The organism is Mariniflexile maritimum (assembly GCF_009746565.1).
Taxonomy (GTDB): Bacteria; Bacteroidota; Bacteroidia; order Flavobacteriales; family Flavobacteriaceae; genus Mariniflexile; species Mariniflexile maritimum.
Map to the genome: position 1 here is coordinate 100,248 of NZ_WRPN01000005.1, position 15,053 is coordinate 115,300.

Annotated in this window: 11 protein-coding genes; 6 read left to right on the forward strand and 5 right to left on the reverse strand. The window is 38.0% G+C overall.

Annotated features, from left to right (window positions below; all coding sequences use genetic code 11):
• Position 1: 1 nt before the first annotated feature.
• The 4 genes from GQO80_RS08750 to GQO80_RS08765 form a co-directional block, all read right to left on the reverse strand.
• Entirely contained in the window at positions 2 to 1,480 is a 1,479-nt protein-coding gene (locus GQO80_RS08750) for a pectate lyase family protein (protein WP_157207976.1), read from the reverse strand.
• A gap of 131 nt (positions 1,481 to 1,611) precedes the next feature.
• Positions 1,612 to 3,273, reverse strand: coding sequence for a DUF4957 domain-containing protein (locus tag GQO80_RS08755; protein WP_157207977.1), 1,662 nt, complete (start codon positions 3,271 to 3,273; stop codon positions 1,612 to 1,614).
• 24 nt (positions 3,274 to 3,297) lie between these two features.
• Positions 3,298 to 5,121, reverse strand: a complete 1,824-nt coding sequence (locus tag GQO80_RS08760) for a RagB/SusD family nutrient uptake outer membrane protein (protein WP_232333140.1) — start codon at positions 5,119 to 5,121, stop codon at positions 3,298 to 3,300.
• A 1-nt stretch (position 5,122) separates the two neighbouring features.
• A complete protein-coding gene (locus GQO80_RS08765) occupies positions 5,123 to 8,440 on the reverse strand; it encodes a SusC/RagA family TonB-linked outer membrane protein (RefSeq protein WP_157207978.1) in 3,318 nt (1,105 codons plus the stop codon).
• Positions 8,441 to 8,643: 203 nt separating this feature from the next.
• On the opposite strand from GQO80_RS08765, the gene GQO80_RS08770 reads away from it, so the two are divergent.
• The 4 genes from GQO80_RS08770 to GQO80_RS08785 all read left to right on the forward strand — a co-directional run bounded on the left by GQO80_RS08770 (position 8,644) and on the right by GQO80_RS08785 (position 11,691).
• The gene (locus GQO80_RS08770) at positions 8,644 to 8,802 is read left to right on the forward strand and encodes a hypothetical protein (protein ID WP_157207979.1); all 159 of its coding nucleotides are present in this window, start codon (positions 8,644 to 8,646) and stop codon (positions 8,800 to 8,802) included.
• Positions 8,803 to 8,983: 181 nt separating this feature from the next.
• Positions 8,984 to 9,568 (forward strand): YceI family protein, encoded by a 585-nt coding sequence (locus GQO80_RS08775; RefSeq protein ID WP_157207980.1) that lies wholly within the window; start codon positions 8,984 to 8,986, stop codon positions 9,566 to 9,568.
• Between the two features lie 32 nt (positions 9,569 to 9,600).
• Entirely contained in the window at positions 9,601 to 10,977 is a 1,377-nt protein-coding gene (locus tag GQO80_RS08780; protein ID WP_232333141.1) for a hypothetical protein, read from the forward strand.
• A 126-nt stretch (positions 10,978 to 11,103) separates the two neighbouring features.
• Complete coding sequence (locus GQO80_RS08785; protein WP_157207981.1) at positions 11,104 to 11,691, forward strand: YceI family protein; 588 nt, start codon at positions 11,104 to 11,106, stop codon at positions 11,689 to 11,691.
• 48 nt (positions 11,692 to 11,739) lie between these two features.
• On the opposite strand, the gene GQO80_RS08790 is transcribed toward GQO80_RS08785, so the two are convergent.
• Complete coding sequence (locus GQO80_RS08790) at positions 11,740 to 12,480, reverse strand: hypothetical protein (protein WP_157207982.1); 741 nt, start codon at positions 12,478 to 12,480, stop codon at positions 11,740 to 11,742.
• A 130-nt stretch (positions 12,481 to 12,610) separates the two neighbouring features.
• Here GQO80_RS08790 and GQO80_RS08795 point away from each other — a divergent pair, with 130 nt between their 5' ends.
• Together GQO80_RS08795 and GQO80_RS08800 are read left to right on the forward strand one after the other, a co-directional pair.
• Positions 12,611 to 13,477: a PPK2 family polyphosphate kinase gene (locus tag GQO80_RS08795; protein WP_157207983.1), complete on the forward strand. Its 867-nt coding sequence runs from the start codon at positions 12,611 to 12,613 to the stop codon at positions 13,475 to 13,477.
• 166 nt (positions 13,478 to 13,643) lie between these two features.
• Positions 13,644 to 15,020 carry a M20/M25/M40 family metallo-hydrolase gene (locus GQO80_RS08800; protein ID WP_157207984.1) on the forward strand — a complete coding sequence of 459 codons (1,377 nt, stop codon included), beginning with the start codon at positions 13,644 to 13,646 and terminating at the stop codon, positions 15,018 to 15,020.
• Positions 15,021 to 15,053 lie beyond the last annotated feature (33 nt).

The window sequence follows — 15,053 nt, forward strand, 5'->3', positions numbered from 1 at the left end:
TTTATTTTTGATTCTCGGTAATAGTATTAACCAAACTATTGATGTAAACTTCAATATTCTCGTAACCGGTACTTAAATCGTGGCCATTTGGATTTTTATCTGTTACTTTTAATTTTTTTTCTAGCTTCCAAGCATCGGGCATCCCATCACCAGAAGTGTCTGTTGGTGGGGTAACCGATTTTAGTTCAGGCCAACCACCCACATCGCTTTGTGTATCGATAATGCCGTTGGTGCTTCCGTTGGAACCCGTATGGGTGAAATTTTTGTTTTTGACTTCATTGACAATCCGTGTATCTATGGCATCTCTTACAAGTGAAGCTCCGCCATAAATCAGTACTTTATCATAAGCGATTATTGCGGTATGTGTGTTTACGTTATTGTTTATGTTAAGTGGCGATGGCAGTTGCATGGCTGCTTTATCAGTCTCGGATACCGTACCATAGCTGCTATGGAATTGGTTATAGACCCCATAGGTCCAGTTATTGGTTGTAGCTTGTGTGCTACCTTCAACATAGTTGCCGTTAATATAAAATTTTCCCCATATATCATATACTTCAGTCCCAGCGATTTTATTCTTGTCTAAAGAAGCAATACGGTCGGTTTTTGAAGTAGCTGGCCCAGGTTTGTAATAGCAGTTAACAATATTGACGTTCATGGCCTCACCGCCATATAAACTGTTACCGCCCCAATTATAGATAACGTTATTTCTTAGATCAACCAAGTCTGTAAGCGCAAAAGCAGATCCAGCATATTCGCCTAAGCGCGGATTTCTGCTATCGTGGTGGGCCAATAAATTGTGGTGAAAAGATGCGTTTTTACCTCCCCAAATACCCCCGTAGCCATGAGCTCCTTTTCCATGAACCGAATTTCGTAAGCTTTCTGTTATGAAGCACCATTGAAGCGTTGTGTTTTCGTTGTTGTAAATTGATACGGTTTCATCGGTTGACCAACTCATGGAACAATGGTCGATGATGATGTTTTTATGAAACCGGCTTCCTAATGCATCGCCTTCTTGTTTGGCAGCATCGCCCATTCGGAACCTTAAAAATCTAATAATAACATTATCTGCATTTATGGTAACCGGATAATCCCTTAAACAAATACCATCACCCGGAGCCGTTTGTCCTGCAATGGTAACATCGCCAAAATTAATTTTCAGTTCAGATTTTAATTGAATGGTGCCAGAAACTTTAAATAAAATATAACGAGCACCGGCGGTATTGATGGCGGTTCTTAAACTACCAGGGCCACTGTCATCCAAATTGGTAACAAAAATGACCTTACCCCCGCGGCCACCAGTTGTGTTTTTGCCAAAACCTTCGGCACCGGGAAAAGCAAAAGCATTCTCAACTACGGCAATGGGCTTCGTGTCTTTTACTTCTTCTGAATCGTCTTTATCAGAATTATCATTTGGAGATGAACTGCTACATGAATAAAGTAGCAATAGCAATATGAAAATGGTTTGGGCTAGAGGTTTCATAATAATAGTTGATTGAAATGTGGATATTTTTAAATTTGAGGCTAACAAAAACAGGGCAGAATAATCTTTTAAATTAAACTACCCTGTTTCGCCATTTGTTATGTATTGAATAAGTTAAACCATATAAAGGTTTATAGTTTTAATCGCCATCTTGGGTCGCCACTATCATATCTTCCTGCAAAACCAGTATCTTTAAAATTAAAGTTATTAGTAGCGGTACTCACCCATAATTCTTCTTGCTTTTTAGAGTAATTACCTAACGGTAAGGCACTAATACCTTTGTTTAAAACCCAAGTAAGATCGGAAGTGGTGTAATTGTTCGCTACATCAAAGTTTGTATTGGCCAAACCACTGTCTATTCCGGTAACATCAAAGGTTGTTGCTGTACCTGTGGTATCCCATTTACGCCCAAATATGGAGTTTTTAATGGTAATGCCACCCGTAACCTCTGCACCTCTATAACGGAAAATAACATTGATGTTTGCAAACGTACAGCTTTCAAAAAGTATGGTTTCCGACGGGTTATAGGAGTTAAAGAGATATAGGGCTTTATTAAAAGTACTATTAACAAGTTTGATGTTCTTTACGGTCGCAGAAGTTGCCGGTGGTGTTGGAATTGCGGTATCTAAAGTAAGTAATCCGTAACCTCCAATGCTATCTACAACCGAGTTTCTAATTTCAAAATTGTTTATTGTGGCATTATTTCCCCTTAACCTCATAATACCACGGAAAGTGCCAATTTTACAATTATCAAAAAGAATTTCGTTTACGTTTGTGTTGCCGCTTGATGGGTTAAATACATAATTAGCATCATATTTTTGACCTCTTAACTCTAAATCGATAAACCGAATATGGTCTATGTTTGAACCTGAAGCAATGTTCCAGTTTCCGGTAGTATATAATTTTGCTTTTTGCTCGCCAAAACCATAGGCACCTCTAATGGTAATCGATTTGTTATTAAGTGCTGTTGAAGGTAAATCATAAGTTACGCCTCTCTTCACCAAAATAATGGCACCATCTGGGGCTGTTAAAACAGCGTTTTCAACTGCTGAAGGCGATTCATCGGCTCTAATATCGATAACTCCGGGCGCTGTAGGACTAATGTCGGCCACTTTTGTGTTGTAGTTAACCCATCCACGAAGTACGCCATCGCTATAAATGGCAATTTGATATTTGCTTTCTGGACTTAAGCCATAAATAAATGATTCACCATTTGAATTTTCTTGAGATGTTACAGGAGTTTCTGGGAATAACGGTGTTTTCAGCTTTAAATCGGTAGCGGCAAAAACCTTCATTGCAGTAACGGGCGCACCTAGTGGCGTCCATGTTACTCTTGCTGCAACATCGGTTACATCATATACAGCGGGAATATTTAGTATTGTAGGGAAACGTTGCGTTCTTACACTTCCTAAGTCGGAAGGTTTACTGTCATATTGTGGGTCTGCTGCATGAGCGGTTGCCCTAACTTGATACAGGGTGTTCCAAAACAGTTCTTCACCTAAGTTGTTTTCATTAAGTTCAATATAGCTCACATCCGATTCAACCGTATATTCAATGGTTGCAAATGTATCTCTACTTACCTCAACGGTGTAGCCGATAGCGTTTTTTAAGCTACCCATATTTACTATAATGGTGTTTCCTTCCGAATATAGATCGACGTTAAGAACAGGGCGGAACAAACGCGTTTTCTCATAGGTTTGTTCGTCATCTTTTGTACAAGCGTTAAACATGATAGCGCTCAAACATAAAAACAATACTGTTTTAATGTTAAATATGTTATTATTATTTTTCATATAGTATATTTTAATGTTTGTATTTTAGAATCCGTAACCCTCATTTTTAAGGGTTCCTTGACTATTTTCAATGGCAACCGTTGGTATTGGGAAAATATAGCGTACAACGCCCGGTGCTGGACCGTTTACATAATTTGCATAATCGCGGGTAATCCATTCTTTATATGTTAGGGCATCGTCATGTAGGGCTTTAAGGAACGAGGTCTGCGTCCATGTTTCATCTGGTGCTGCAGCAACATAGGAATCTGGATTTAAAATAACAAAGTCGCCGCTCTCATTCACTTTCCAGTACATGTACTCGGGTCCTGTTTGCGTGTTGTTGAAGGCGTCATCGGCCAGTTTTTTTAGGCCATCAATGGTTTCCTGCATTTTTTGTGAGTAGATGCCCCAACGGATCAGTTCGTATTTGCGTATCATTTCGCCGCCAAATTCCCAAGCACGTTCGTTAACAATTGCATTAAAGAAACTGCTTTTTGATGCAGATGCTTGTGCTACATAGGCATCTACTTTACTGCCCCAATCGGCAGCATTAAAGGCTCTTTGGCGTACCCGTTTTAGCATATTTTGCGCTTCGGCAGTAGGGCCGTTTATTTCGTTTTCAGCTTCAGCATACATTAATAGTACATCTGCGTAGCGCATCATGGGCCAATTGATACCAGTACCTTTGGCAGACTCCCTTCCCGGAGGTGTGGGTAAAAAATGTCGGCTCCACTTGCCTTGGGAAATATCGAGCCCGACATGCTCTTTTACGAAATTTGTAGTTATTTTATACAGGCCGCAAGTTACATCCCTGCGAATATCTTTAGTGTCGAAAGAAAGATAATAAGTAGGGGGTATTGCCATATAATTGTTTCCAGAACCATAATCGTGTTTTGCAGTAGAGCCGCCTTCAACTCTCATTCCTATATTCCAACCTACATCGCCGCCACCTTTAGCAAAGGGCACTTCAAAAAGAATCTCTTCATTTACGGGTGTGATAAATTTACACTGGTTCATGAATATTTGCCTAAAATCGGTAGGTAAGGGTCTGTCCTTTAAATCAATTAATTTTTTAGAGTATTGTTTGGCTATGGCATAATAATCTAAATAATCACTGTCCCGCGTCATTGTTAAATCTGGTTTTAAATAATAGCCCCCGCGTTGTAAAGCTAAGCGGGCAATCATTCCTAGAGTATATTCACGGTTAACCTGCTCTATGCCATAAGGTAAAGCATCGGCCCATTGCATATTTTCTTCAACAGCCTTTAAAGCGTCTATTTCTTTGGTAAGGATTTCATTTCTATTGCTTTTTGGGATGAAAAAGTTAGCTCCTGCAACGGGTGCATCGGTTACATAAGGGACATCTCCAAAATAATAAATAAGCATGCTGTACCAATAGGCCCTTAGGGTGTATGCTTCGCCTAACAACTGGTTAAAGGTGTTTTTTACGGAAGCATCGCTTGCATTTAGGTTACCGCTGTTTGTGATGCCCTCAATGGCAATATTGGCATCTCTAATGGCGGTGTAGGCATAGGTCCACACAATATCTAAATCCCTGTTGGATGTTGTGGCGTTCAAATCCCATATTTGGTATCTATCGCTGGTGCTGGTCCAACCCGATTGTCTTTCAATATCGGTATTTCCGGTCATGTTGTTTGATAACCTAGACCTGAAAGCATCTTGGTTAAAATAGGAATACACGGCATTTACACCATTTCTGGCATCGTCAACATTTGAATAAATATATTTAAGGTCAAATGATGATAGCGACTCTGGATCTAAAAAGTCCTTTTGGCATGAAGCTATTAGCATAAATGGGATAATAGCTAGTATATATTTTATTTTCATATCAATTAATGGTTTTTTCATATTAAAATGTTGCGTTAAGACCAACTGTGAATGAACGGCTCCTAGGGAAAGACGAGTTATCTACACCAGGTGTAAAGGCATTGCTGCTAGAGTTTACCTCAGGATCGTACCCTGAATATTTAGTCCATATAGCTAGGTTTCTACCAGTAGCAAATACTCTAAATTTGCTCAATCCCACTTTCGAGATTAATTTATCTGGTAAATTATAACCTAAAGTTACGTTATTTAGTCGAATAAATGAGCCATCTTCAATAGCCCAATCGCTTACTACCGCGCCGGCAACGCCAAAACTGGCATGCGACCACATGGTTTTACCGGTGTTCAACTGCTCTAATTGTGCAAGATCGGTTACGATACCTCCGGGAGTTCCGGTGTAGGAGCCATCAATATCAAGGTAGGTAAACCTGTTGTCCAATTTCATGGTGGTTAACAAGTTACCATTACTAACCCTTCTGTATTGGTTGAACTGGATTTTTCCAGTGTTGTAAACCTCGTTACCAACTTGGAAATTTGCAAATGCCGATAAATCAAATCCTTTATAGCGCATATTTATACCAATACCACCTTGAAAATCTGGTAAGGCATTGCCAATAACTTTACGGTCATCGTCATTTATAATACCATCGCCGGTTAGGTCTTTCAATTTCATAAAACCTGGTCGGATGTTTGTATTTCCAACAGTAGCCGAAGCATTGGGAACATCTGCTTTTAAGGTGTATTTGTCAGTTACTGCATTATAGCTTTCAAAATCGGACGGTAAATAATAGCCATCAGCTACGAAACCATAAAAATTACCAATTTTTTCACCAACTTTAAGTTGGAAGTCATTAATGTTTCTTAAATCGGTACTGGCCCAGTTCGAGCGGTCAAAACGTTCTAAAGTGCCATCTAGTTTTGTAATGGTTAACGAGTTTTTCCCAATATTGAAGTTTGCTGATAAGTTAAAGTCTTTAGTATCTATTAAATAACTGGTTAAGCCAAGTTCAATACCTTTGTTTGCAGTACTGCCCACATTTGCCCATTGCTCTTTAAAACCGGTATTGTTTGGTATCGCTTTGGTATAAAGTAAATCGCGGGTTTCGTTTTCGTAATAATCAAAACTACCGTTTAGGCGTTTTTTGAACATGGTAAAGTCAACACCGTAATTACTTGTTACTGTGGTTTCCCATTTTAAATCTGGGTTGTATAATTGACTGCTGCTAGGTTGGTAGTAGATATTATCTATGTTTCCAAAACCAGGGCCCCTGTTTGTAGTAGCATCAAAAAGGAATTGTGTTAAACCAGAACCTATGTTGTCGTTTCCAGTTTCACCGTAAGTAATCCTTAGCTTAAATTCGTTTATGAAATTGATATTTTTCATGAAGCTTTCTTCGTGCATTTTCCATCCAAACGCCAATGCGGGAAATATACCTAAGGTGTTTGCACCTCTAAATCTGCTCGATTCATCGGCTCTTGCGGTAAGTGTGAAAATGTATTTATCCTGCAAATTAAAATCGAACCTGCCAAATAAAGATTTTCTGTTAACTTTAATGCTTTCAGAACTTGAAATTCTATCGGCATCACCAAATTGGATGTTTGCAAACAACTCTTCAGGCGTAATGGATAACCTGAAATTTTCTGCTCTAACAAAATTTGATTTTCCGCCACTCGATGAAATTTCTTGCCCAATTAAAACATCTAGTTTTGATTCGCCCCAATCTTTTTTAAGGTTAAGGGTGTTTACCCATCTGTAACCAGAATCGTCGCTCTTTGTCATCTGGCCTAATGGTAGGCTACCACCATTGTTAAAGGACTCACTCGTTAATGGGCCATAAAAGCGTAATTCCTCATCAAATCCTTTTGATTGTGATAATGAGGATTTTAAGGTAATATCATCTGTTATGGTCCAGCCTAAGGCTGCGTTCAAAACATAATCGTTGCTTGTTCTTTTTCTCCAATCCTGTTTTACCAATTCTTTTGGGTTAACAAGGCTTAAAAGAAACTGTTGGAAATCGTCATCAGAACTAATTTGATTCAAATCAATATCCAGTTCATCTGCAATACCATTAACAGGTCTTGTTTGTACGGCATCTTGAATTTTTACTTGACCACTAGAAGTTCCTGCACCGTCTTTAATGGTGTTTGTTATTCTTGTGGCAATATCTAAAGTGAGTTTTTCAGATATTTTTTGATTTAGTTTGAAGTTTATGGCCGTTCTTTCGTAACCAGAACCCTGAAGCAAACCTTCGTCTTTATTATTCGATAAACTTAAATTCATTTTGGTTTGCTCGGTACCTCCGCCTATTCTTAGGTTATGGTATTGAGAAAGCCTTGAGCCTCCAAAAAGCTCGTCTTGCCAATCGGTAGGCCTTTTTTGTTTGTAAAGTTCCAAGTCATCATACTTGCCATAAAACCGTTCAAATTTGTTTAAAGCGGCAGTGCCTTGAATGGCTGCATATTCATAATTTGCCAAAACAAATTCATAAGGATTTAAAACATCGTATTTTCTATCTTGTGGTAATTCGTTGTATTGGAAATAGTTATCGTAAGAAATAGAGGTTTTTCCCGCTACTGGGTTTTTGGTAGTTACTACAATTACACCATTTGAAGCTTTAGCACCATAAATTGCCGTTGCCGCTGCATCTTTAAGAACATCAAGGGTAGCGATATCGTTTACAGGTATATCATCAAGACTTCCCACAATAAAACCATCAACTACAATAAGCGGGTTATTGCTTTGTGAAAGCGATGTGCCACCTCGCACCCTAATTCTGATGGAAGCCCCTGGTTCGCCATCGGCAGTTTGTATATTTACACCGGGCAATCTTCCAGAAAGCGCCTCGGCGACACTTGAAACAGGTATGGTAGCCAATTCCTTGCTACTTATGCTTGCAGTGGCACCTGTCATATCTGCTTTTTTAACCTTGCCATAGCCATAATCAACAATTACAATTTCATCCAGTTGGTTAACATCCTCATTCAATGTTACATTTATAACTGTTCGGTTGTTCACTGGCACTTCCAGTGTTTTATAGCCAATATATGAGAATACTAAAGTGGCATTTCCACTTACTCCATTCAAATTGAATTTACCGTCAAAATCAGTTGTAGCGCCATTAGTTGTTCCTTTAACAAGAATGGTTGCTCCAGGCAAGGACCCGCCAATTTCCCCATCGGATACTACACCACTAATGTTTAATTTACTTTGGGCGAATGAGCCAACAGAACAAAGTAAAAATACACCAATTAACAGGCCTAAATAGGCTTTGTTATTGTTTGTTATTTTTTTTCTTACAATTTGCAAGAAAAAATAATAACCAAAAAAGGATTTGTTTGTCATAAAAAAAGAGTTTAGTTGTTAATTTGCTTAGGTTTCATCGTTAAAGCGATAGAGTTAAGCTGAATTCTTTGTAATCGATTGCACAAATATATGTAATTTTTTATGCAATACAAATTTATTTGATGTGATTTTGATAAAAATAGGGTGTTAAATTTTGGAATTTGCTCCCTAAAATGCAAAAATTATAGTTTTTTCCATAAAAGATGGAAATTTATAGACTTTATATTTGTTTTACTAAAGGAACTGTATTTTTTAGGTATGGCGCTATTCACCCCTTGGTAAATAACATGCAAGAGGCAGGAAATGCCATTTCATCTTCAAAAAACCAATTAAAGCATTACAACCTGTTTGCTTTTGTTTAAAGATTCGTTTTTGCAATCAAGACCTTTATTAGAGATGCGTGCGCGATTAATGATTTTGTGTAATCGTTTTTATGACGCAGGTCATATTTTAAAAATTATTTTAAAAGGGCCAGTATGAGCAAAATTATAAGTGGGCATTTCACTATAATAGAACTTTGTGCCATAATTAAAACTTAGTATCATGAGCAATCTAAAAAAAACAAATAGCAGCGTTATAGCATTAATAACTTTCATTGCCTTAACATTTAATTTTAGTCAAGCACAAACTTTCAATCTGTCAAGCCAAGAATCTACCTTAAAGGTATTAGGGACATCTAGTTTGCACGATTGGCATATTACCGCTGAAAACCAAGGTGGAAAAATTTCCTTCAAAAACCTTGATGAGGGCTTATTGGAAACTTGTTCTTTGGTGGTAACCTCTGAAAGCTTAAAAAGTGGAAAATCGGCGATGGACAAAAATACCTATAAATCTTTAAAAACGAATGAGCACAAAAACATCACCTTTCAATTGGCCGAAGTTAAAGAGGTAACAAGCAAAGGAAATGGCAAGTTTTATGTGAAAACTTTAGGCGACCTAACCATTGTGGGTGTTAAAAAACGCATTTCTCTAGATTTTAATATGGATACTGCTGGCGGAAGAGTGAGTTTGACAGGTGAAAAGAATATTAAAATGACCGATTTTAAAATAGACCCTCCAAAAGCACTGTTAGGAACCATAACCACAGGAGATGCCATAACCATTAAATTTTCAACCATTTACAAATAATTCAAACAATTAAAAACCAAAAACCAAAAATCATGAAATCAATTTTTAAAAAACCTATAGTACTGTTTGCAGCGGCCTTTAGCTTAGCTATCGTTGCAAATGCCCAAAAAACATTCGGACAGATACAAAACCAAATACCAAGTAACAAATCGGGTATTAATCAGTTCGATGTAAAAAAGGACAGTGTTGAATTTAAAGGCATAAGCATTGATTTAGGTGCCGCCTTCGCACTTCAATTCCAAGCAATCGACCAATTTAACGATCAACCTGCAACCCAACCTGCTCCTATTGCTAATTACAGATTGAACAATTTATCAAACAATCTTAACTTACCTACTGCAAACATGACTGTAGGCGCACAATTGGCCGATGGTGTACGTGTTAATTTAGATCTTTACCTAGCATCAAGACATCATCACGAAACATGGGTAAAAGGGGGCTATTTGCAAATAGATAAGTTAGATTTCATTAAAGAAGGCCTTTTAGCCAATTTTATGAAATATGCTACTTTCAAAATCGGTCAAATGGAAAACAACTATGGCGATGCGCATTTTAGAAGATCGGACAATGGCAATGCTTTAATGAACCCTTTTGTTGGTAACAATATTATGGACGCCTTTATTACCGAACCAGGTATTGAGGTTTATTACAACCGAAGCGGCTTTGTTAGCATGTTAGGTGTTACCAACTCTAAATTGAATCAAAATGTTGCTGATGTTATTGCAACTGCACCAGGACAAAACACAACCATTAGTCCGACTATTTTGGCTAAATTAGGATTTGACAAACAAATGAACAACGATTTACGATTAAGGCTTACAGGTTCTTATTATCACGTAGCCAATATGAGCAGTAACCTATACTCATCCGATAGAGCAGGAGGGCGTTTTTATAGTGTAATGACGCACCAAGCTTATACAGGTGCAGCAGGTGCCGTAGCTAGTAATTTTGATGCGGAAGCCAATAAAGACACCGGTCGTTTTAATCCAGGGTTTGGTAACTGGGCAACTTCTATCATGATCAACCCATTTGTAAAATACCAAGGGTTGGAAGTGTTTGGTACCTTTGAGTTTGCTTCTGGTGGCGATAAAAAAGGTAGTGATGATAAACGTACAGTAAACCAATTTGCAGGCGATGTGTTGTACAGATTTGGAAACAATGAAAACTTTTACATAGGTGCTAAATACAATACTGTAAGCGGAAAACTTTCAAATGCTGCGGCCAATTCGGTAAGCGTTGATCGCGTTGAGGCAAGTTTAGGCTGGTTCATGACTAAAAATATCTTAGCGAAATTAGGATATGTAAACCAAAATTATAACGATTATAGCCAATATGCCGGTGGAAATCCTGTTGATTTTTACGGTGGAAACTTTAAAGGGTTAATGTTTGAGGCCGTAATTAGCTTCTAATAAAAAAGTAAAGTTTAATTTTTGCAGGTCCCAAGGTATCGCTACATTGTTTAAAAACAATTGTTTAAATTGCATGCTTTGGGATTTGTTTATATAATAAAACATAAAAATATCTGTTTTAATACCATGATTGTTAAAAAGCTCATACTGTTCGTTATTGTTGCCATGGCATTGGCATTTGCAAGCAGGGATTCTGCTATTAAAAACACGTCGGTTATCATAACACCAGAAAGTTCTTTGTTGGTTAAAGGCACTACCAATGTAAACAACTTCACCTGTATATTTAATGTTGAAAAACTGAAAAACCCAATTCCTGTTACCTATCATAAGGTAAATGATAAACTACAGTTTAACAAAACAGCGTTGGTTTTGGATAGTAATTGTTTTGATTGTGGCGGAAAGTCGATAAACAACGATTTCAAAACAATTTTAAAAGCTGATAAATACCCTCAAATAATTTTGTTGTTGAAAGAAATCAGCAATTTTGAAAACAATGCAGATATGTTTGCCGCCATTGATATTCAAATAGCAGGCGTTACAAAGGCATACAAAATACCTGTTAAAATTAAGAATGGCTATAAATTACTCATTACCGGCGATTTAGCCATAAATTTATCCGATTACAGCATCGTTCCACCAAAAAAGTTCTTAGGCCTTGTTACTGTAAATGACACCATTGAAATCTTTTTCCAATTGGCAGTTCGCGAAAATTGAGTTTTATCAAACAGCTTCGTTTTTTAACGGCCAACAGTTCTAAATAGTTCATTTACCGCACAAACGAAGCACTTGTGTATATTTTGTGGCCAACATTTCAAGGTTAAGCAAATAATATTTTTTTATATCCTCTATGGTTTTACTGGTAACCGTAGCTGGGTTTTCGGTATATTCCAAGGGCGTGTTCGCACAGTTGCACATATTTAATGTTTCGTTGTACGTTTTTAAATTGGTTGCAATGGCATTTTTATAGGAAAGCATAAGCTGTTCTTTTTCCAGTTCCAACGTTTTATCTTTTTCTTCAGCCATTCTAGCTTTTAGTTGGGCTTCCTTAAGTTTTAAAGCCTCTTGTTGCTGCTGCAATTTTAATTGTTCTTTTTCTAAATCACTAAGTGTTTGGGTGTTTGAAGCGTTAACAGTTTTATTAGGTGCTGCACATTTATCAATTTCTATAACGCTTTGTTTGCTCAATTCACGGCCTTGTTTTACAAAAAACCGACCATCTTCGTATGTTTCAGCGGCATCTACTTTCAGTAAAAGGTCTATGGCTTTGTTTGCCAATTCCAAAGCCATTTCACAACCGCAACTGCTCAGGTTTTTTTTTGAAAGCTTTAGCGATTCTACCGAGCGGTTGGCAAAATATTTTAAATGGCTTATATTATTGGCATCATAAGACGATTTTACATGCGAATAGGCACTAACAAGATAGTAGTTGGCATTGTCGCAAGGGGTTTGTGCTTTGCTAATAAGGGAGGTAATTAAAAATAAAAAAAGGTAAAAATGTTTCATGTTATTTGGGGTTAAGGCATAAATAGGTAAGGCGAATGTACCAAAAAACATTAAAACTGCCGTGTAGTTAATCGAAAAGTAACATATTTGCTATATTTATAAAATTATTAATACCCAAAACCTTAAATTAATGAAGGATATAACCTCAGATTCGTATAAAGTAACCTCAAAAATCAATTTAAAGGATTTAAACACCAAAGTTGTTATCAAAAAAGCGGATAAAAAACTAGAAGATGTTCGTGAAAAATTGGGCAAGCTTCAAGATACCATGTATGCCCACAATAAATACGCGGTTTTGGTGTGCCTACAAGGGATGGATACTTCTGGAAAAGACAGTTTAATACGCGAGGTCTTTAAGGAATTTAACGCTAGGGGCGTGGTTGTGCATAGCTTTAAAGTGCCCACCGAATTGGAACTGGGTCACGATTACCTATGGCGCCATTACATAGCGCTTCCCGAGCGGGGAAAATTTGGTGTTTTTAATAGAACGCATTACGAAAATGTGCTGGTTACCCGTGTGCATCCCGGTTATATTCTGGGTGAAAATATCCCTACGGTAAATACCCTTGAAGCAATTGATGAGGCGTTTTGGGACACACGTTTTGAGCAGATAAACAATTTTGAAAAGCATATAGCCGAAAATGGCACCATCATCTTCAAATTCTTTTTAAATCTTTCAAAAAAGGAGCAAAAGGACCGCTTGCTGCGTCGTTTGGAAAAACAGGAAAAAAACTGGAAATTTTCCCCGGGCGATTTAAAGGAACGTAAACTTTGGGACGCTTACCAAACCTGTTATGAAGATGCCATAAACCGAACCTCGAAACCTCATGCGCCTTGGTACGCCATTCCTGCCGATGATAAAGATTCGGCACGCTACATTGTTGCGAAAATTATGTACGATACGCTAAAAAAATACACCGATATTCAAGAACCTGAATTGGACGATGCCATTAAGGAAAACCTCGCGCTCTATAAAAAGGAATTGGAAAGCGAATAATTTTTTGTGATTTTCTTTAGATTTCCTTCAAATTATTTCCTTTACTTTTAAACTTTCAATCTGGTTACATGCCAAAAATTGATAGGGTGTTTATGTTGGTCTGGTCGATCACTTTGCAGTTGGTTTCATAATTCTTGTCATGTACTAAAATGTCAAATTTAAAGCTATGTTAAGAACTGTTTCCATAATTTGTCTTATTGCGATTTCCGTGGGTGCATATTCACAAACCGATGCGGAAATCTTTAAAAAAATATATCAAACATCCTTGGCAAATGGCAAAAGTTACGATTGGTTAAACCATTTGTCCAATCAAATAGGCAGTAGGTTATCGGGGTCTTTGGGTGCTGAAAGGGCCGTAACTTACACCAAGGAAGAACTCGATAAATTGGGTTTGGACAAGGTTTGGCTACAGCCTGTTATGGTGCCCAAATGGGTGCGTGGTGCTAAAGAGTATGCCTATATAGAAACCGTTCCGGGGAAAACAAATACCATAAACATCTGTGCATTGGGCGGTTCGGTGCCAACACCATCTTTGGGCCTAAAAGCAAAAGTGGTTGAGGTAAGTTCTTTTGAAGCGTTAAAAGCTCTTGGTAAAGAAAAAATTGCCGGTAATATTGTGTTTTTCAATAGGCCGATGCAACCCGATTTAATCAACACGTTTGAAGCTTACAGTGGTGCAGTCAACCAACGTTCCCAAGGCGCTTTTGAAGCCTCAAAATATGGCGCGATTGGGGTGATAGTTCGGTCGTTAACCCTGCGAATGGACGATTTTCCGCATACAGGAAATATAACCTACAATGATTTGCCCATCGATAAGCGTATTCCCGCTGCCGCCATTAGCACCAATGATGCCGAAGTACTGAGCACCATGTTGCGGCTTGATAGTAACATAAAGCTATATTTTAAATTAAATTGCAAACAATTAAGCGATGTGCAATCGTATAATGTTATTGGCGAAATCACCGGCAGTCAGTTTCCCAACGAATATATGGTAGTAGGCGGTCATTTGGATTCGTGGGATCTGGGCGATGGCTCGCATGATGATGGTGCCGGCGTGGTTCAGTCCATGGAAGTATTGCGATTGCTAAAAACCCTTGGCATCAAGCCCAAACGCAGTATTCGGGTCGTACTTTTTATGAACGAGGAAAACGGGGTTCGGGGCGGTATCAAATATGCCGATGAAGCCAAACAAAACAATGAAAACCACGTTTTTGCCCTTGAAAGCGATTCGGGAGGGTTTACACCCCGTGGTTTTAATTTTGAATGTAACGAGGCCAATTTTAATCAGGTATTAAGTTGGCAATCGCTATTTAAACCCTATTTAATTCATTTTTTTGAAAAAGGTCATACAGGTACAGATATTGGTCCTTTAAAAAGCAGCACCCCTGTTTTGGCAGGTTTGGTGCCCGACTCCCAGCGTTATTTCGATTACCACCATGCCAGCAACGATACCTTCGATGCCATAAACAAACGCGAGTTGGAAATAGGTGCCGCTACCATGACCGCATTGGTATATATGTTTGATAAATATGGGGTTAAATAATGAATAATTAAAAATGAATAGTTAAGAATTTTT

Excerpts from the sequence above, each read along its gene's own strand:
- GQO80_RS08760 (WP_232333140.1), bottom strand. The coding sequence starts at position 5,121 with ATGAAAAAACCATTAATTGATATGAAAATAAAATATATACTAGCTATT.
- GQO80_RS08775 (WP_157207980.1), top strand. The coding sequence starts at position 8,984 with ATGAGCAATCTAAAAAAAACAAATAGCAGCGTTATAGCATTAATAACT.
- GQO80_RS08750 (WP_157207976.1), bottom strand. The coding sequence starts at position 1,480 with ATGAAACCTCTAGCCCAAACCATTTTCATATTGCTATTGCTACTTTAT.
- GQO80_RS08800 (WP_157207984.1), top strand. The coding sequence starts at position 13,644 with ATGTTAAGAACTGTTTCCATAATTTGTCTTATTGCGATTTCCGTGGGT.
- GQO80_RS08780 (WP_232333141.1), top strand. The coding sequence starts at position 9,601 with ATGAAATCAATTTTTAAAAAACCTATAGTACTGTTTGCAGCGGCCTTT.
- GQO80_RS08770 (WP_157207979.1), top strand. The coding sequence starts at position 8,644 with ATGGAAATTTATAGACTTTATATTTGTTTTACTAAAGGAACTGTATTT.
- GQO80_RS08795 (WP_157207983.1), top strand. The coding sequence starts at position 12,611 with ATGAAGGATATAACCTCAGATTCGTATAAAGTAACCTCAAAAATCAAT.
- GQO80_RS08785 (WP_157207981.1), top strand. The coding sequence starts at position 11,104 with ATGATTGTTAAAAAGCTCATACTGTTCGTTATTGTTGCCATGGCATTG.
- GQO80_RS08765 (WP_157207978.1), bottom strand. The coding sequence starts at position 8,440 with ATGACAAACAAATCCTTTTTTGGTTATTATTTTTTCTTGCAAATTGTA.
- GQO80_RS08790 (WP_157207982.1), bottom strand. The coding sequence starts at position 12,480 with ATGAAACATTTTTACCTTTTTTTATTTTTAATTACCTCCCTTATTAGC.
- GQO80_RS08755 (WP_157207977.1), bottom strand. The coding sequence starts at position 3,273 with ATGAAAAATAATAATAACATATTTAACATTAAAACAGTATTGTTTTTA.